Genomic DNA, 17,873 nt, shown 5'->3' on the forward strand with positions numbered 1-17,873 from the left:
GTTCGACAGCGGGCGCGCAATCGCTGAAAGTTCCAGCCCGCGGCCCTTCGACTTCGTGTCGGCGCGCCGAGGGTGAACGGTGAGGGTGGCTTGCCGACCTGATCTGCGCGCTTCGGACAGCCAAAAATTTATCGACCCATCTTGCGAGAACTCATGAGCGACTCCTCGACTGACAAACCCCGCTCTGTTCGCCGCGTAGGCGCATTGCGCCAGCTCTGGCCTTTCATCAAACCGCATCGCGCGCTGGCCATTGGGTGGCTGTTCTTTCTGGCGCTTTCATCGGGCGCGTCGCTGGTGCTGCCGATGGCTTTTCGGCACATCATCGACCAGGGTTTTGGTCACTCCAGTCTGGGCGTTATCAACGCCACCTTTATCGCACTGTTCGGCGTGGCGCTGGTGCTGGCCTTTGCCACTGCCGCACGCTACTTCTGCATCACCCTGCTGAGCGAGCGGGCGCTGGCGTCGCTGCGCGACAAGCTCTATTCGCATCTGATTCGCCTCGACGTCGGTTTTTTCGAAAAGAGCCGCGTGGGTGAACTGACCTCGCGCCTGAGCGCCGATACCGAAGTGGTGCAGGCCTTGATCGGATCGGGTGTATCGATTGCGCTGCGCAGTGCGGTCATGCTGCTGGGCGCGGCCGTGGCGATGGTCTGGACGGCGCCCTCGCTGGCTGGCCTCACCGCGCTGGTGATTCCCGGCGTCATGCTGCCGATCTTGATCTTCGGCCAGCGCGTGCAGAAGCTGTCGCGCGCCAGCCAGGACCGGCTGGCTGACGCCGCGGCCATCGCCAACGAAACCTTGAACGCCTCCACGGCGGTCAAGGCCTATGCCCGCGAGGACATCGAAAGCAGCCGCTACGGTTCGGCCATCTACCGCGCGCTGGCCACCGCCCGTCGCCGCATCGGCATGCGCTCGCTGCTGACCACGGCGGTCATCGTGCTGGTCTTCGGCGCCATCACGCTGGTGCTGTGGGTCGGCGCACGTCATGTGCTGCAGGGCACGATGGATGCCGGCGTGCTGGGCCAGTTCGTGCTGTACGCCATTTTCGCTGCCGGCTCGGTCGCCGGACTGTCCGAAGTCTGGGGCGACGTGCTGCGTGCGGCCGGCGCGATGGAACGCATCGGCGAACTGCTGGCCGAGCGCGCCAGCATCACCGCACCGGCCAACCCGACGCGGCTCGCCCAGCCCGTGCGCGGTGAGATTCGTTTCGAGGGCGTGACGTTCAACTATCCCACCCGCCCGGACGCTGCGGCACTGCATGACTTCACCCTCGTCATCAACCCGGGAGAGACGGTCGCGCTGGTCGGCCCATCCGGTGCCGGCAAGAGCACGGTGCTGTCGATGCTGCTGCGTTTCTACGACCCGCAGGCCGGACGGATATGCATCGACGGCGTCGACCTGCGCGCGCTGGCGCTGGACGACCTACGCAAAACGATTGCCCTGGTGCCGCAGGAAACCATCATCTTCAGCGGCAGCGCGGCGGACAATATCCGCTTCGGCCGACAGGAGGCCAGTGACGAGGAAGTACGCGAGGCTGCGCGCTCCGCGGAAGCAGATGGTTTCATCAGCGCACTCAACGACGGCTACGCGGCCGAAATGGGCGAGCGTGGCGTGCGCCTGTCCGGCGGCCAGCGCCAGCGCATAGCGATTGCCCGCGCGATCCTGCGCGATGCGCCGCTGCTGCTGCTCGACGAAGCCACCTCCGCGCTCGACGCGCAGTCCGAAGCCGCCATCCAGCAAGCGCTAGAGCGGCTGGAAAAAGGCCGCACGACCCTAGTCATCGCCCATCGCCTGGCTACCGTCAAACGCGCCGACCGGATCGTGGTGATGGACGGCGGTCGTATTGTGGCGCAAGGCACGCACGACGACCTGCTGGCTGAGGGTGGGCTGTATTCGGAACTCGCGAAGCTTCAGTTCGTCGCCTGAGGCCCCTAGCGTAGCAGGCATGACTTTCGGCAGTGTCCGCCGGAACGCATCCCCTCCAGCATCGACGGTTTTGGGGAGCAGATCGTCATGCGGAGACTCTACATGCGCCGGTTGCTGGTATCGGGTATCGCCCTGGCCCTGAGCGGTGCCAGCCTCGTCGGCATCGCAGCGCCGACCACGTCGCCAGCCGAAGCATCGGCACTGGCGCCGACCCAACTGCCGCGCGGCGTGGTGCCGAGCCATTACGATGTCTCCATCGTGCCGCACGCGGCGGCGATGAATTTCGATGGTCAGGTCACCATCACCGTCGACGTGCAGCAGCCGACCGCCAGCATCACTCTCAATGCCGAGGACATGGTGTTCTCGAAAGTGGCCCTGACCTCGGTCAACGGCAAGCCGGTGGCGACCCCGAAGGTTAGCATCGATGCCGACGCGCAGACGGCGACCTTCACCTTCGCCAAGCCGCTGGCCGCCGGCAGCTACAAGCTGGCGATGACCTACACCGGCAAGATCGGCACCCAGGCCAATGGCCTCTTTGCGCTGGACTATGACAGCAAGGCCGGCAAGCAGCGCGCGCTCTACACGCAGTTCGAGAACTCCGACGCGCGCCGCTTCATTCCCTCGTGGGACGAGCCCGCCTACAAGGCCACCTTCAACCTCGACGTCACCGTGCCATCGGACCAGATGGCGGTAAGCAACATGCCGGCGGCCTCGACCACCAAGCTGGCCAACGGCCTGAGCCGCGTGACGTTCCAGCCGTCGCCGAAGATGTCGACCTATCTGCTGTTTTTCGGCACCGGCCAGTTCGATCGTGCCACCACCACGTCCGATGGCACCGAGATCGGCGTGATCGCGCAGAAGGGCTCGGTCGGTCAGGCCGATTTTGCGCTGAAGTCGGCGAAGGACGTGCTGCACGAATACAACCAGTATTTCGGCGTGCCCTACCCGCTGCCCAAGCTGGACAATATCGCGGCACCTGGGCAGAGCCAGTTCTTCAGCGCGATGGAAAACTGGGGCGCGATCTTTACCTTCGAATACAGCCTGCTGCTGAATCCAGCCATCGCCACGCAGAGCGACAAGCAGGAAGTGTTCAATACCGCCGCCCACGAAATGGCGCACCAGTGGTTCGGCGATCTGGTCACCATGCGCTGGTGGGACAACCTGTGGCTCAACGAGGGCTTTGCCTCGTGGATGGCCAGCCGTACCACCGAGAAGCTGCATCCGGAGTGGCACACCCACCTTTACGCCGTAGGTGTGCGCGAAGGCGCCATGAGCGTCGACGCGGTCGCCACCACGCATCCCATCGTGCAAAACATCGCCACCGTCGAGCAGGCCAGCCAGGCTTTCGACACCATCACCTATTCCAAGGGTGAGGCCGTCATCGGCATGCTCGAAGGCTACGTGGGCGAGGACGCCTGGCGTGCCGGCGTTCAGCGCTATATCAAGGCGCACGCTTACGGCAACACGGTGTCCGACGATTTGTGGAAGGCGATGGACGCGCAAGGCAACAAGCCGATCACCGCGATCGCGCACGACTTCACCCTGCAGCCCGGCATTCCGCTGATCAAAGTGGAAGCGGCCAGCTGCCAGTCGGGCACGACTACGGTCAACCTCACGCAGGGCGAATTCACCCGCGATCGCCCCGACAAGACGCCGTTGCGCTGGCATGTGCCGGTAATCGCGCAGTCGCTCGGCGGTGCCCCGGTAAGCACCCTGGTCGACGGTCACGGAACGCTCAATGTGCCGGGGTGCGGCCCGATCGTGGTCAACGCCGGCCAGAGCGGTTACTACCGCACGCTGTACACGCCGACGGCATTCAAGGCGCTGAGTGAATCCTTCACCAAGCTGCCCGAGATCGACCAGCTCGGCCTGATGGGCGATACCTGGTCGCTCGGCATGGCCGGCCTGCAACCAGCGTCGGACGTGCTGGATCTGGTCCAGCGCGTGCAGGCCGACGCCAGCCCGGAAATATGGGAAGAAGTTGCTGGCGTACTGTCCGGTCTGGACAACTACTACAAGGGCGATACCGCACGCCAGGCCGTGCTGCGCAAATTCGCCATTGCACGCCTTGCACCGGAGTTTGCTCGCATCGGCTGGACGCCGCAGACCGGTGAAAGCGGCCCGACCAAGATCCTGCGTACTGAACTCATCGCTACGCTCTCGCAGCTGGGCGACCAGGACCTCATCCCCAGGGCGCGCGACTACTATGCGCACCCGGATACCATGCCGTCGGAGCTGCGCAAGTCCATTCTCTACGTTGTTGCCAGCCACGCCGACGCGGCCACCTGGGACAAGCTGCATGCCCAGGCCAAGGCCGAGACCACGCCGCTGATCAAGGACGAACTCTACGGCCTGCTGTCCACCAGCGAGGACGAAACGCTGGCCAAGCGCGCGCTGGATCTCGCTCTCACGCCCGAGCCCGGCGCCACGACCAGCGCGGGCATGCTTTCCGACGTCTCACGCCGTCATCCGGACCTGGCCTTCGACTTCGCCGTGGCCCACCGCGACCAGGTCGACAAGCTGGTCGACTCCACCTCCAGCAGCCGTTACTACCCAAGCCTGGGCGCAGCGTCGGTGGATCCGGCGATGATCGGCAAGATCGAAGCCTATTCCAAGGCCCATATCGCCGTAAGCTCGAGGCGCGCGGCCGACACCACCATCGCAGGCATACGCTATCGCATGATGATTCGCGAAAAGCGCCTGCCGGCCATCGACGCGTGGTTGAAGAAGAACGGCGGCTGATCGGTCCTCCGCTGAAATGGAAGAGGCCCCGCAGTGCGGGGCCTCTTTTTTTTACGCTCCGTTGATTCGCGTCATCCTGCTGGGCCTCAGGAACACCGACGCATCGGTGCCTTGACGCCGGGGCGAACCGTGCTTTCTAAGCTTTGTTGTCTTCGAATACCTTCCGCGCGATCTGCAGCGCAGACATCGCCGTTGGCCAACCGGAATAGAAGGCCAAATGGGTCATCGTGGCAATGATTTCGTCTTTAGTAATGCCGTTGTCCAGGGCCTTTTTCAAATGGAACGGCAGCTCGTTGGTGCGGTAGAGCGAGATCAGGCTGGTAATCGTCACCAGGCTGCGATCGCGCGCCGACAGCGCCGGGTTCTCCCAGACATCGCCGAACAGCACCTTGTCGGTGATCTCGGCCAGGTGGGGTGCGATATCGCCAAACGATTGGCGTGCGTTGGTGGGTTCGTCAGCCATGCATTTCTCCGGTAGGTGCCAAGCGCGTTCGATCGGTTGTTGGGATGATCGTGGATCAGCGACCGACGATCAGTGAGCGACGAAACCGCCGTCGACCGGCAAAGCGACGCCGAGCACAAAGCTCGCGCCCGGGCTGCATAGCCACAGCACCGCCGCGGCGATTTCTTCCGGACGGCCCATGCGGCCGATCGGCTGGTCGCGCAGAAATTCTTTCATCGCCGCAGGGTCGATACCGTCGCCCATCGGCGTATCGATGCAACCGGGGCACACGGCATTGATGCGAATGCCGCGCGTGGCGTAATCCAGCGCGGCGCTCTTGGTCAGGCCGATCACGCCGTGCTTGCTGGCGTGGTAGGCCGAGCGACCGGCCAGTCCGACGAGCCCGCCCAGCGAGGAGCAGTTGACGATCGCCCCGCTGCCCTGTTGGCGCATCTGCAGCAACTCGTGCTTCATGCAGGTCCAGATGCCACGCAGATTGACGGCATTCACTTCGTCGAACGCCTCCGAAGTTTCGTCAGTGACGTCGCCCATTGGGCCGAGAATGCCGGCGTTGTTGTACGCCATGTCCAGCCGACCGAACGTGGCGACCGTGCGTTCGACCATCGCAGCCGCCTGCGCTTCGTCGGTGACGTCGCAGACAACGCTGATGGCCTGATGACCGACTGCCGTCAGCGCGTCGGTGACAGCCCTCAATGCCGCCTCGTTGCGATCGGCAAGCACGACTGCCGCGCCCGCCTGGGCAAATGCCTTGGCCGTCGCCAGCCCCAGGCCGGAGCTGGCGCCGGTGACGAGGGCGACCTGGCCCTTGAAGTCAAAGGTCGGATTCATCGATGGTTTCCTCGGATTCGAAAGTGTTTGGTTTGAGTTGTCTTGGCGCCGCTCGGCGCGCCTTGCCATGGCTGCCGCGCTGGACAAGCGGCCATGCCCGGGAGCCAGAAGCTAGTCAGCCCGGCGTCGCACCGGCCAGATATTCCTCGTCGGTGACTTTCTCGAGCCAGATGACGTTCTTTCCGTCCAGCGCCTCCTGCACGGCGATATGCGTCATCGCCGTGGTCGAGGTCGCGCCATGCCAGTGCTTGTGGCCCGGCGGGCACCAGATCACGTCGCCGGCACGAATTTCGACGATCGGCTCCCCCTCGCATTGCGTCCAGCCACAGCCGGCGGTGACGATCAGCGTCTGGCCCAGCGGGTGGGTATGCCAGGCCGAGCGGGCACCGGGTTCGAACGTCACCGCCGCACAGGAAACCCGCGCCGGCGCCGGCGGATTGTTCAACGGGTCGATGCGTACCGTGCCGGTGAAATAGTCGTCCGGGCCTTTCTGGGAAGGCTGCGAGCCCGCGCGCTTCAGTTCCATGGTGATGCTCCTCGTCGCTGGCGTGGAAAGAGCGAACCTCGTCGCCAGCGTCGAGGTCCGGCGTTCAAGGTAGTCTGCGAGGACACATGCGACTAGATGCCAATATGCGTATGAAGTTATGAGAAAATCTCAGCAATGGCACGCGTCAACACCAACGATCTGGTCGCCTTTCTCAGCGTGGCGCGCGAACGCAGCTTTACCCGTGCCGCCGCCAAGCTGGGCGTATCGCCGTCCGCGCTTAGTCATACGATGCGTGGCCTCGAGGAACGCCTGGGCATTCGCCTGCTCACCCGCACCACGCGCAGCGTGACGCCGACCGAGGCCGGCGAGCGCCTGCTGCGCTCGGTCGGCCCCCGGCTCGACGAAATCGAGGCCGAGCTGGACGCACTCGGCGACCTGCGCGACAAGCCCGCCGGCACCATCCGCATCAACGCCGATGAAAACGCGCTGACCTCGGTGCTCTGGCCAGCGCTGCGCCGATTTCTGCCGGACTACCCGGACATCAAGGTCGAGGTCGTGACCGATTACGGCCTGACCGACATCGCGGCGGAGGGCTTCGATGCCGGCGTCCGCCTGGGCGGCATGGTCGCCAAGGACATGATCGCGGTGCCGATCGGCCCCGCCATGCGCATGCTGGTGGTCGCCGCGCCGGCGTATCTGAAGGGCCGAGCCAAACTGAAAACGCCGCAGGATCTCACCCGTCATTCCTGCATCAACCTGCGCCTGCCGACCTACGGCGGCCTCTATGCCTGGGAGTTCGAAAAGAACGGCAAGGAGCTGCGCGTGCGCGTCGAAGGGCAGCTGATTTTCAACAGCATCCTGCCGATGCTCGAGGCGGTGCTGGACGGCTTCGGCATCGCCTACCTTTCCCAGACGCAGGTGCAATCGCACCTCGACAGCGGCGCACTCGTCCAACTGCTCACCGACTGGACGCCGCCCTTCACCGGCTATCACTTGTACTACCCGAACCGACGCCAGCCGACTCAGGCATTCACCGTGTTGCTCAATGCGCTGCGCTGTTGCGGTGCCGCGTAACCCGCAGGAAAACTTCCCCCTGCTTTTAGCGACCGGGTGGTGCGAGCACAGAACATGGAGCGCCAGGGCCTTCATGTCATTTTCTCTTCGACACTGCCGAGGGTGTGACCGTGCTTTTCAGCGACCCTCCGCGCACGCAAGACGCGGCGTTGCGGGAGGTTCTAGCCTGAAGCACGCGTGACAATGCGACGCGTCGCGGAGTCACGGGCATTGCCGCAGCATTGACGCTTCACCGCCTAACTTCAACGCATGTCCGATCCCCTGCTCCAGCCGCGCCCCGAAGGCCTTTATTGTCCGGCCGGCGATTTCTTTATCGACCCGATGCTGCCGGTGGCGCGGGCGGTTGTAACGCATGCGCATGGCGACCACGCGCGCTCGGGCAGCGGGCGGTATCAGGTCGCGGCGGCGGGTATCGGGCTGATGCGCGAGCGGCTGGGCCAGGATGCGCTGATCGACGCGCACGATTACGGCGAAACCTTTCGCATGGGCGAGGTCGAGGTCTCGCTGCATCCGGCCGGGCACGTGCTGGGTTCGGCGCAGGTCCGCATGGCCTACGGCGGGCGCGTGGTCGTGGTGTCGGGCGATTACAAGCGCGATCCCGATCCCACCTGCGTGCCGTTCGAGCCGGTGTCTTGCGATGTGTTCGTCACCGAGTCCACGTTTGGTCTGCCGGTGTACCGCTGGCCGCCGATGACGCAGGTGATCGACGACCTGCTGGCGTGGTGGGACGACTGCGCGCAGAAACAAATTCCGGCCGTGCTGTTCTGCTACGCGCTGGGCAAGGCGCAGCGCATCCTTGCCGAGCTCGCACCGCGCACCGAGCGCATGGTGCATCTGCACGGCGCAATGCTGCGGCTGGTCGAGAGCTATCGCGAGGCCGGCGTGCGGATGGTGCCGACCGAGCCGGTGAGCGAGTCCGCGCGCGGCCGCAACTTTGCCGGTGAACTGATCCTTGCGCCGCCCTCGGCCGCCGGCTCGCCGTGGATGAAGCGCTTCAGCAAAGCCTCGACCGGCTTCGCCTCGGGCTGGATGCAGATACGCGGCAACCGTCGCCGCCGCGGTTACGACCGCGGTTTCGTGGTGTCCGATCACGCCGACTGGCCCGGCCTGATCCGCAGCGTCGAAGACAGCCAGGCCAGCCGCATCTACGTCACACACGGCGATGGCGATACGCTGATTCGTCACCTGCGCGATCTCGGCCACGACGCGCAGTCGTTGCACGTATTGCGCGGCACCGACAACGAGAGCGGCGGCTGATGCACCGCTTCGCCACGCTGTATACCGAACTCGATCGCACCGCCTCGACCCTGGCCAAACGCGGGGCCATCGCCAGCTATCTGCGCGACGCCCCCGCGGGCGACGCCGCCTGGGCGGCATACGTGCTCGGCGGTGGCAAGCTGCGCCGGCTGGCCACCTCGACCGAACTGCGTCAGGCGCTGGCCGCCAGCACCGGCTACGCCGACTGGCTGATCGACGAGAGCTACGAGCAGGTCGGCGACCTGGCCGAAACCATTGCGCTGATGCTGCCCGAAGGCGACGGCTCGCTGGCCGATGAGCCCTTGCAGACATGGATGGAACAAAAGCTGCCCGCGCTGGCGAAGCTGGAAAGCGCCGATCGCGTCGCGCAGCTGCAGGCCTGGTGGCGCGCGCTAAGGCCGGCGCAGGTGTTTCTGCTCAACAAGCTGATCACCGGCTCGCTGCGCGTCGGCGTATCGCATCGCCTCGTAGTGCAGGCGATCGCGCAGTGGTCGGGCCAGCCGACTGACCTTATCGCGCATCGCATGAGCGGCCAGTGGAAACCCGCCGCCGATGCGCTGACCGCGTTGACGCACGCCGCCGGCGACGACGAACATCTGGCCGATCGCCCCTACCCTTTTTTTCTCGCCTCGCCGCTGGAGCACGAGGTGGAAATGCTCGGCGACATGGACGAATGGATGGCCGAATGGAAGTGGGACGGCATCCGCGCGCAGCTGATGCGCCGCGATGGCCACGTCGGCCTGTGGTCGCGCGGCGAGGAGCGTCTCGACGGCCGCTTCCCCGAAATCGAAGAGGCCGCCGCCGCGCTGAAATCCGACGGCGTCATCGACGGCGAAATCCTCGCCTGGGATGCGCAGGAAAAATTGCCGCGCCCGTTCACCGCGCTGCAGAAGCGCATCGGCAAACTGAAGCCTGGCGCCAAGCTTCTAACCAGCGCACCCGTGTGTTTCATGGCGTATGACCTGCTCGAGCACAACGGCAGCGATCTGCGCGAACAGCCGCTGCGCGAACGCCGCGACATGCTCGCCGCACTGATCGACGGTGTCGATCCGGCGCTGATGCTGTCGCCTCCCGTGGTTGCCGACTCATGGACCGCGCTGACCGTCGAGCGCCAGCAGTCGCGCCAGCGCCAGACCGAAGGCCTCATGCTGAAGCGGCTCGACTCGCCGTATCGCGTGGGCCGCAAGCGCGGTGACTGGTGGAAGTGGAAGGTCGATCCGTACACGCTCGACGCCGTGCTGCTGTACGCGCAGCCGGGCCACGGACGCCGCTCCGGCCTGTTCACCGACTACACCTTCGGCGTCTGGGACGGCGATACGCTGGTGCCGGTGGCCAAGGCCTATTCGGGCCTCGACGACAAGGAGATCGGCCAGCTCGACCGCTGGATTCGCGCGCACACTACTGACCGTTTTGGTCCGGTGCGCGCGGTAGAAGCCACGCACGTGTTCGAGCTCGCGTTCGAAGCGGTGCAGCTTTCCGCACGGCACAAATCCGGCGTGGCCACGCGCTTTCCGCGCATCCTGCGCTGGCGCACCGACAAGAGCATCGCTGATGCCGACAAGCTCGACGACCTCCGCCGCCTGGCGTCGGGCTGAAGCCCGCCTGCGCGCGTGGTTCGCCACGCTCGATCGCAAGCCCGCTGCTTTTCAGCGCGCGGCATGGAAAGCATGGGCGGAAGGCCACAACGGTTTGATCCATGCGCCCACCGGCACCGGCAAAACGCTGGCGGCGGTGGGCGGCCCGCTGATCGACGCGGTGCTCAATCCCGCGCGCGGCCTGCAGCTTTTGTGGATCACGCCGCTGCGTTCGCTGGCCACGGACACGGCGCAGCATCTGACCACGGCGGTCGAAGCAATGGAGCTGCCGTGGCGCGTGCTTCGCCGCACCGGCGACAGCAGCAGCGCCGAGCGCGCGCGACTGCGCCGCGGCGACTGCGAACTGCTGGTCACCACGCCGGAGAGTCTGGCCCTGCTGCTGAGCTATCCCGACGTCGCCGAGCGCTTTCGCCATCTGCGCGGCGTGGTGGTGGACGAGTGGCACGAACTCATCGGCAACAAGCGCGGCACGCTGCTGCAGCTGGGTCTGTCGCGGTTACGCACTCTGAAGCCCGAAGTGCGCGTGTGGGGACTGTCGGCGACGCTGGGTAATCTCGATGAAGCGATGCAGACGCTCGCTGGCGACGGCGTGCTGATCGGCGGCAGCGGCAACAAGAAAATCCAGATTCAGACCGCCCTGCCCGATGCTGGCGAACGCTTTCCCTGGGCCGGCCATCTCGGACTGAAGCAGTTGGCGCGAGTGCTACGCGCCGTACTCGACGTACGCTCGGCGCTGGTGTTCGCCAACACGCGATCGCAGGCCGAGCTGTGGCACGAGGCGCTCGCCGCCGTGTGGCCCGAAGCGCCGGAAACGCTGGCCGTGCACCACGGCTCGATCGATCCCAAGCTGCGCTTCGCGGTGGAAGAAGGTTTGCGCCAGGGCACGCTGCGCTGCGTGGTCGCCACGTCGAGCCTCGACCTCGGCGTGGATTTTTCCAGCGTCGACCGGGTGATCCAGATCGGCAGCCCCAAGGGCGTGGCGCGGCTGCTGCAGCGCGCCGGCCGCAGCGGCCATTCGCCGGGCCTGCCGTCGAAAATTCTGTGCGTGCCCACGCACCTGCTGGAGCTGGCCGAGATCGCGGCCGCGCGGCGCGCGCTGGCCGCCCACCATCTGGAGCCGCGGCATCCGCTGCGCGGCTGTCTCGATGTGCTGGCCCAGCATCTGCTGACACGCGCGCTCGGCGGCGGTTTCAAAGCGGACCAGGCCTATGCCGAAGTGCGCTCCACGCGTGCCTATGCGCAGCTGCCGCGCGCGCAGTTCGATGCCGTGCTGGCCTATCTGCAAAACGGCGGCACGGCATTGGTCGGCTATCCGGAATACCAGAAACTGCAGTGCGATTTGGACGGCCATTTCCACGTCGAAAGCAAGCGCGTCGCGCGATTGCATCGCCTTTCCATCGGCACCATCACGGCCGACGGCAGCCTGCAGGTGCGGTATATGAAAGGCGCGCGGCTCGGTGCCGTGGAAGAAAGTTTTGTTTCGCGGCTGCGACCGGGCGACCGTTTCCTATTTGCCGGCAAACATCTGGAGCTGGTGCGCGTGCGCGACATGAATGCCTACGTGCGGCCGGCGCCGAATCGCCAGGGTGGCGTGCCGCGCTGGATGGGTGGGCGCATGCCTTTGTCCAACGAGCTGTCGACCGAATTGCGCCGCACCTTGGCCGACACCGATGCGCCCGAAGCCGAGATGCGCGCTCTGCATCCGCTGCTGGCGATCCAGCGCGCGCAGTCGCGTTTGCCCAATGTCGACGAGGTGCTGATCGAACGCACGCATACGCGCGACGGCGAACATCTATTCGTCTATCCGTTCGCCGGCCGGCTCGCGCACGAAGGCCTGGCCGCCGTGCTCGGCTATCGGCTGGCGCAGATCGCCAAGGCGGACTACGGCTACGCAGTCAACGACTACGGCCTCGCCATCACCGCACGCAGGCTGCCCGCACTGGATGCCGAGACCATGCGCCAGCTGCTGCATCCGTGGGGCCTGCGCCGCGATATCCGCACCAGCATCAACCTCACCGAACTGGCGCGGCGGCAGTTTCGCGAAGTGGCGCGCGTAGCCGGCCTCGTGTTCAACGGCTACCCAGGCCAGGACAAGACGCTGCGCCAGCTGCAGGTGTCCAGCGGCCTGCTGTTCGACGTGCTGCGCCAGCACGATCCCGAGCATCCGCTGCTGTGGCAGGCCGAGCGCGAAGTGCTCGACCAGCAGCTCGACTATCCGCGCCTGCGCGACTGCCTGATCCGTATCGCGCGCGGCAAAATCCTCTACGTCGAACCGCCGCGCCTCACGCCGCTGTCGTTTCCGCTGTGGGTGGAGCGCCTGCGCGGCGGGGTGCACGCGGACGATTGGAAAAGCCGCGTCGAGCGTATGCTGGCCACCCTCGAAAAAGCCGCCGACCGATGATCGAATCGCGTATCCGCCTCGCCGGCGATAGCTGGACCTTGCACGCCGACCGGGCCATGTACTGGCCGCGGCACAAGGCGCTACTGGTCACCGATGTGCACTTCGGCAAAGGCTCCGTTCTGCGGCGTTCCGGCGTGGCGGTCCCGACAGGCCAGACGGCTCACGATCTCGCCCGACTCGATGTATTGATCGCCCATTACCGGCCTACGCGCGTCTTCGTACTCGGTGACCTGGTTCACGGCGCCGCGCCGCTCGATGCTCCCTGGATCCAGCAGGTCAACGCGTGGCGACAGCGACACGCCGCCATCACCATGACCCTGATCGCCGGCAACCACGACCGCCATTTCGACGCGCGCGACCTCAGCTTCGAAGTCATCCCCGAATCGCTGCGCATCGACAACATCCTGCTGCGCCACGAACCCGCCACCATCGAGGGCCGCTACGTTCTCGCAGGGCACGTCCACCCCGGCATCATGCTGCACGACGGCTGGCGAAAGCATCGCCTGCCGGCCTTTCGTTTTGGCGAGCACAGCGGACTGCTGCCCGCGTTCGGTACGTTGACGGGGTTGCATGAAACACCGCCTACACCCGGCGAACGCATTGTTGCCGTTACACCGGCGGGGTTGGTGCCGGTTGCGACTTAAGCTCGAGACAAGCGCACGCAGATCCTTCGCCGTCCGTTCGGATTATTTTTACTTGGGATTATCCAACTCCGGCACGCCGCTGCTGCGGTCGGCATAGGCCGCCTGAAAGCTCGGCCGACGCTGCCAGCGCTTCCAGAACGCATCCAGATGTTCGAAGCGCTCATCCAACGGGGTCGCGTTGACTGGGAACTTGGAAAAAGCGATGGCGGTGGCCAGCGTGATGTCCGAGAAGGTCGGTGTATCGCCGCCGAGCAGCCACTCGCGTCCATCCGACAAATGCTGATTGACTAGACCCGCATGCGCCAAGGCTTCCTTGCGGCAGTGCTCGCCCCAGGCGTGATTGGTAGTGAGTTCAAGCTTGGGTCCAAGACCCTGATGCAGAACGTGGAAAGCGGTCACGATGCGATAGAGGATGTGCACCCAGATGCGGTTATCCCACATGTTGTCGAGGCCTTGCTCCAGCGCGCTCTCGCCCATGATCTTGCGCCCGGGGAAAGACTGATCGAGATACCGCACGACGGCAGCCGTCTCGGAAATAAAACTGCCGTCAGCCAGCTGCAAGGTGGGCGTTTCGCCCCACGGGTTCATTTTCAGATGCGGCCATTGCCGCTGCTCGCCGACCGGCGACATATCGTAAATGCGCTCATCAAACTGATCGGCAATACCCTTTTCATGCAGGAAAAGGCGAAGGCGCTGGGGGTTGGGGAAGGCCGAAGGGGATGTGAAGAGGCGGAGTTTGTTTGTCATGGTGCTGTTTCCTCAATGTTGGTGCGCATGGCGTTGAAGATGCCGGAAGACGACGGCGGCGCGGATTTACGTGTGGAAGAATGTACCTACCGATCACTTGGTAGGTATACTTTGCAGGATATAATCTCCGCCGTCAACAACCGTGTTCTGTTTTCGCTCGAGGGCTGCAGCCGTGAAAAATGATGTGAGCTCAAATTCCAGGGAAAACATCCTGGCAGCAGCACGAAGCGCCGCGCAGGCGCGCGGCTACGGCGGATTGAATTTTCGCGAGCTCGCCGAAGATGTCGGCATCCGGGCCGCCAGCATGTATCACCACTTCCCCAGCAAGGCCGATCTCGGCGCTGCCGTAGCGAAACGTTATTGGGAGGACTCAGCGAATCGTCTGGATGCTTTGCTGGCCGATTCCTCGGATCCGATCCAAAGCCTGCGCGATTATCCAGACACGTTCCGCAAGCCGCTGGAGAGCGACAACCGCATGTGCATGTGCAGCTTCATGGCTGCCGAGTACGACGACCTGCCCGAAGCGGTAAAGAAAGAAGTGCAGACCTTTGCCGACGTGAATGTCGCGTGGCTGGCCAAGGTTCTTATCGCTGCAAGCGTGGTCAGTCCTGAAAAGAGCGAACCACGCGCGCGCGCCATTTTTGCGGCCGTCGCTGGCGCCCAATTGATGGCAAGAAGCCGTTCGGATATCGCGCTGTACGACTCACTGATTGATAGTTATCGCGCAGCTGGTCTTTTGCCAGCGTAACAGCGAAATCGGCCACAGGCACATAAGCGCGTTTTGGCTGTCCGGCTGCCATGTTTGTATGCGTAGCTGGCGTGGGATAAATGGAGCGCTTGAAAAATTCTTGTTTATCCCGGCTTTCAATTCGTTTCTCGCCATACGAATCTTCTGCATTAAAAACACACGCGCGCCTGAGCCATACTGATGACGCCTTTGTTCGGATCGATAAGGCGTGTATTGCCGCGCTCCTGCGGCGATTTCAGCGGACCGCATTCAGACACCGACCTAAGGAATGTGCCTCCGCATACGTTGGGTCATCAGCACGGGGGCAAAGCGTAATGGCGCAACTTTTTCCATCGGAACGAAACCCTCGCTGACATACAAGCGCATGGCCGATGAGTCACAACAGACCACTTCAAGCTGCACTGAGCGAGCCCGCATTGATACCGCCCAATCAACGATCGTTCGCAACAGAAGACGCGCCAAACCGTGGCCTCGACACTCCGGCGCTACCCACATTTGGTAAACGTTGACGATGGTGCTGTCAGAGCGATCGACTTTACCCCAGGCCAAACCGGCTGTCTTCGCGCCGACGTAACCGATCAATGGCAGGTCGAAGCCCGAGTTGCTCGCCACACGAAGCCGCGAATCCCACTCATCATCGGTGTGCGATTGCTCTAAAGCGAGAGTGCTTGAAAAAGCATTGGGCGACTCTTCAAGCGCCGACAAACGCAGGTTCCGATAAGTCCGAAATTCTGTTGCTTTGAATGTTCGAACGGTGATGGCGCGATGAGCTGGCATGGGTCAGCCGCCCAAGGCCAATTGATTTTTAGCATGTCGCGCTTCGTTCAATGCCGTGCTGATGCTTCGTACTTGTTCGACATCGCTCTGCCACTCGCCGCCCTGCATATCTTTCAGCAACGATGGATGCCATTTCATCTGCGACGCAAGCAGCCGCTTCGCCGACGCATGAAACTCGCTCGCTCCCGTCAGCGCGATCAACTCGCCGATGTTTCCGACACTCACCCCTGCCCCCGGCATCATGGCGATACGTCCCCCAGCCAGCTCGACCAGCTGACGAATCAACTTGGCTCCCTCGATCGCCGTCAACTGCGCACCTGAGGTCAGCACGCGCTCGCAACCCAATGCGATCACGTCTTCGAGTGCCGAAAGCGGATCGCGAGTGAGATCAAAGGCGCGGTGGAAGGTCACTCCCATATTGCCCGTGGCGGCCATCAGCGAACGGCAGCGCAGCAGGTCGATGTGGCCGTCGGCATCGAGCGCGCCGAGGACTACACCATCGCAACCAGCCTTTGCGCAGGCTTCGATATCGCGCAGCATGGTCTCGCATTCGAGGTCGCTGTAGAGAAAGTCGCCGGCGCGGGGACGAATGAGCACGTACAGCGGAATGGTGAGCTTTTCGCGCGCCAGCGCGATCTGCGCATACGAGGGCGTGAGGCCGCCCAGCTCCAGCGCGGTGCACAGTTCGACGCGCCCTGCACCGCCTGCCTGTGCGGCCAGCGCTGAGGCGACGGAGTTGGCGGCGATTTCCAACATCACGAAAAGCTCGTGCTGTAGACGCTTGATGAGGGGATCAGGCCATCCTGTTTTTTGGCATCGCACACGGCATAGGAGAAGCCGTGCTGGATCGCCCAGGCGCCGACGTCGCCGTGTTTGTTCATGGCGAGAAAGCCGACCTGCAGCTCTTTCGTCTGGGTGGGCCGACGGCGGATGATGCGCATCACGGCCTCTTTGCAGGCCTCCTGCGGGGAGCGCCCCTGGCGCATCAACTCGACCACGAGGAAGCTGCCCGCGTTGCGGATCACCTCTTCGCCGACGCCGGTGGAGGTGGCCGCGCCGACTTCGCCATCCACGTACAGGCCGGCGCCGATGATCGGGCTGTCGCCGACCCGGCCGCGCATTTTCCAGGCCATGCCGCTGGTGGTGCAGGCGCCGGCGAGGCGGCCCTGCGCATCGATGGCGAGCATGCCGATGGTGTCATGATTGCCGGCGCCGCCGGGCATACCGGGGCTGCCGCCATGGCCGTAGTCGTGCACTTCGCTGTTGATCGACGGCTGGTAGCGCGCGGTCTTCAGCCACTCGTGCCAGGCCTTGTCCGATTCGGGCGTCAGCAGTTCCTGCTTTTTGAAGCCCTGCGCCAGCGCAAACTGCAGCGCGCCCTCGCCGACCAGAAGCACGTGCGGCGTACGGTCCATCACCAGGCGCGCCACGCAAATGGGATGCTCGATATGTTCGAGCGCGGCGACCGCGCCGCAGTTGCCGTCGGCGTCCATGATGCTGGCGTCGAGCGTGACGTGACCATCGCGATCCGGATAACCGGCCTTGCCGACGCTATGGTTTTTCAGATCGGACTCGGGCACCTGCACGCCGGTTTCCACCGCATCGAGCGCGTGGCCGCCCTGGCTCAGCACCGTCCACGCCGCCTTGTTGGCGGCCACGCCGAAATCCCAGGTCGAGACGACACGCGCGCCGGAGAAAGCCTGGCTCGTCGATGCCTGCTTCGCCGCCAGCTTGCCGGCCCATGCCAGCGCCGAGGCGGACGCGCCCAGCAGCGAGGCCTTCAGGAAATTTCTGCGATCGGTCATGCGGTGCTCCATTGCGGAAAATAAAAAACCCCGCACAGTGTGCGGGGTTCCTTTGTGCCTCACAACGCAGGCCTGTCGATCAGGCCGCTGCCTCGACCGCCGAGGCCTGGGCCCCCTTCGGCCCCTGGGTCACTTCGAACTGCACGCGCTGGCCTTCCTGCAGGCTGCGAAAGCCCTTGGTGTTGATGGCCGAAAAATGGACGAAAACGTCATCCCCACCGTCCTCGGGCGCGATGAAACCGAAACCCTTGGCATCGTTGAACCACTTGACCGTACCGAAACGCATTGCGTGAACCTCTGAACATGGATTGGGTGCGCCAGGCGCGCGCAGAACCACCCTCGTTCCCCTGGTTCGCCGCCCCCGACCTGCCGAAAAATA

General features: G+C 64.4%; 17 protein-coding genes. 9 read left to right on the forward strand and 8 right to left on the reverse strand.

Annotated features, from left to right (window positions below; translation table 11 throughout):
* Positions 1–153 precede the first annotated feature (153 nt).
* On the forward strand, positions 154–1,926 hold the full coding sequence (locus HDE76_RS02815) for an ABC transporter transmembrane domain-containing protein (protein ID WP_179476807.1): 1,773 nt from the start codon (positions 154–156) through the stop codon (positions 1,924–1,926).
* 102 nt (positions 1,927–2,028) lie between these two features.
* Positions 2,029–4,668 (forward strand): M1 family metallopeptidase, encoded by a 2,640-nt coding sequence (locus HDE76_RS02820; RefSeq protein WP_184505312.1) that lies wholly within the window; start codon positions 2,029–2,031, stop codon positions 4,666–4,668.
* A gap of 136 nt (positions 4,669–4,804) precedes the next feature.
* Here HDE76_RS02820 and HDE76_RS02825 read toward each other — a convergent pair whose 3' ends face one another.
* The 3 genes from HDE76_RS02825 to HDE76_RS02835 form a co-directional block, all read right to left on the reverse strand.
* The gene (locus tag HDE76_RS02825; RefSeq protein ID WP_184505314.1) at positions 4,805–5,131 is read right to left on the reverse strand and encodes a carboxymuconolactone decarboxylase family protein; all 327 of its coding nucleotides are present in this window, start codon (positions 5,129–5,131) and stop codon (positions 4,805–4,807) included.
* Between the two features lie 69 nt (positions 5,132–5,200).
* Positions 5,201–5,959: an SDR family oxidoreductase gene (locus HDE76_RS02830; protein ID WP_184505316.1), complete on the reverse strand. Its 759-nt coding sequence runs from the start codon at positions 5,957–5,959 to the stop codon at positions 5,201–5,203.
* A 115-nt stretch (positions 5,960–6,074) separates the two neighbouring features.
* The gene (locus HDE76_RS02835; RefSeq protein ID WP_184505318.1) at positions 6,075–6,485 is read right to left on the reverse strand and encodes a cupin domain-containing protein; all 411 of its coding nucleotides are present in this window, start codon (positions 6,483–6,485) and stop codon (positions 6,075–6,077) included.
* A gap of 135 nt (positions 6,486–6,620) precedes the next feature.
* Between HDE76_RS02835 and HDE76_RS02840 the strand changes: the two genes are divergently transcribed.
* From HDE76_RS02840 to pdeM, 5 genes are all read left to right on the forward strand, one after another.
* On the forward strand, positions 6,621–7,520 hold the full coding sequence (locus tag HDE76_RS02840; protein ID WP_184505320.1) for a LysR family transcriptional regulator: 900 nt from the start codon (positions 6,621–6,623) through the stop codon (positions 7,518–7,520).
* 249 nt (positions 7,521–7,769) lie between these two features.
* Positions 7,770–8,777 (forward strand): ligase-associated DNA damage response exonuclease, encoded by a 1,008-nt coding sequence (locus HDE76_RS02845; RefSeq protein ID WP_179476813.1) that lies wholly within the window; start codon positions 7,770–7,772, stop codon positions 8,775–8,777.
* A complete protein-coding gene (locus HDE76_RS02850; protein WP_184505322.1) occupies positions 8,777–10,372 on the forward strand; it encodes an ATP-dependent DNA ligase in 1,596 nt (531 codons plus the stop codon). Before HDE76_RS02845 ends, HDE76_RS02850 begins: the two co-directional genes overlap by 1 nt.
* On the forward strand, positions 10,329–12,773 hold the full coding sequence (locus tag HDE76_RS02855) for a ligase-associated DNA damage response DEXH box helicase (RefSeq protein WP_179476815.1): 2,445 nt from the start codon (positions 10,329–10,331) through the stop codon (positions 12,771–12,773). Before HDE76_RS02850 ends, HDE76_RS02855 begins: the two co-directional genes overlap by 44 nt.
* On the forward strand, positions 12,770–13,417 hold the full coding sequence (gene pdeM / locus HDE76_RS02860; RefSeq protein ID WP_179476816.1) for a ligase-associated DNA damage response endonuclease PdeM: 648 nt from the start codon (positions 12,770–12,772) through the stop codon (positions 13,415–13,417). Before HDE76_RS02855 ends, pdeM begins: the two co-directional genes overlap by 4 nt.
* A 48-nt stretch (positions 13,418–13,465) precedes the next feature.
* On the opposite strand, the gene HDE76_RS02865 is transcribed toward pdeM, so the two are convergent.
* Positions 13,466–14,095: a glutathione S-transferase family protein gene (locus tag HDE76_RS02865; RefSeq protein WP_255457600.1), complete on the reverse strand. Its 630-nt coding sequence runs from the start codon at positions 14,093–14,095 to the stop codon at positions 13,466–13,468.
* On the opposite strand from HDE76_RS02865, the gene HDE76_RS20690 reads away from it, so the two are divergent.
* Together HDE76_RS20690 and HDE76_RS02870 are read left to right on the forward strand one after the other, a co-directional pair.
* On the forward strand, positions 14,021–14,347 hold the full coding sequence (locus HDE76_RS20690; RefSeq protein ID WP_255457609.1) for a hypothetical protein: 327 nt from the start codon (positions 14,021–14,023) through the stop codon (positions 14,345–14,347). The two genes, HDE76_RS02865 and HDE76_RS20690, sit on opposite strands and share 75 nt — an antisense overlap.
* A gap of 1 nt (position 14,348) precedes the next feature.
* Complete coding sequence (locus tag HDE76_RS02870) at positions 14,349–14,912, forward strand: TetR/AcrR family transcriptional regulator (protein ID WP_221262259.1); 564 nt, start codon at positions 14,349–14,351, stop codon at positions 14,910–14,912.
* Between the two features lie 261 nt (positions 14,913–15,173).
* On the opposite strand, the gene HDE76_RS02875 is transcribed toward HDE76_RS02870, so the two are convergent.
* From HDE76_RS02875 to HDE76_RS02890, 4 genes are all read right to left on the reverse strand, one after another.
* Entirely contained in the window at positions 15,174–15,689 is a 516-nt protein-coding gene (locus tag HDE76_RS02875) for a GNAT family N-acetyltransferase (RefSeq protein WP_179476819.1), read from the reverse strand.
* A 3-nt stretch (positions 15,690–15,692) separates the two neighbouring features.
* The gene (locus HDE76_RS02880; RefSeq protein WP_179476820.1) at positions 15,693–16,448 is read right to left on the reverse strand and encodes a copper homeostasis protein CutC; all 756 of its coding nucleotides are present in this window, start codon (positions 16,446–16,448) and stop codon (positions 15,693–15,695) included.
* Complete coding sequence (locus HDE76_RS02885; protein WP_179476821.1) at positions 16,445–17,494, reverse strand: N(4)-(beta-N-acetylglucosaminyl)-L-asparaginase; 1,050 nt, start codon at positions 17,492–17,494, stop codon at positions 16,445–16,447. The genes HDE76_RS02880 and HDE76_RS02885 overlap by 4 nt, the downstream gene beginning before the upstream one ends.
* A 79-nt stretch (positions 17,495–17,573) precedes the next feature.
* Positions 17,574–17,780 (reverse strand): cold-shock protein, encoded by a 207-nt coding sequence (locus HDE76_RS02890; RefSeq protein ID WP_179476822.1) that lies wholly within the window; start codon positions 17,778–17,780, stop codon positions 17,574–17,576.
* Positions 17,781–17,873 lie beyond the last annotated feature (93 nt).

This window comes from Rhodanobacter sp. ANJX3 (assembly GCF_014200755.1).
Taxonomy (GTDB): domain Bacteria; phylum Pseudomonadota; class Gammaproteobacteria; order Xanthomonadales; family Rhodanobacteraceae; genus Rhodanobacter.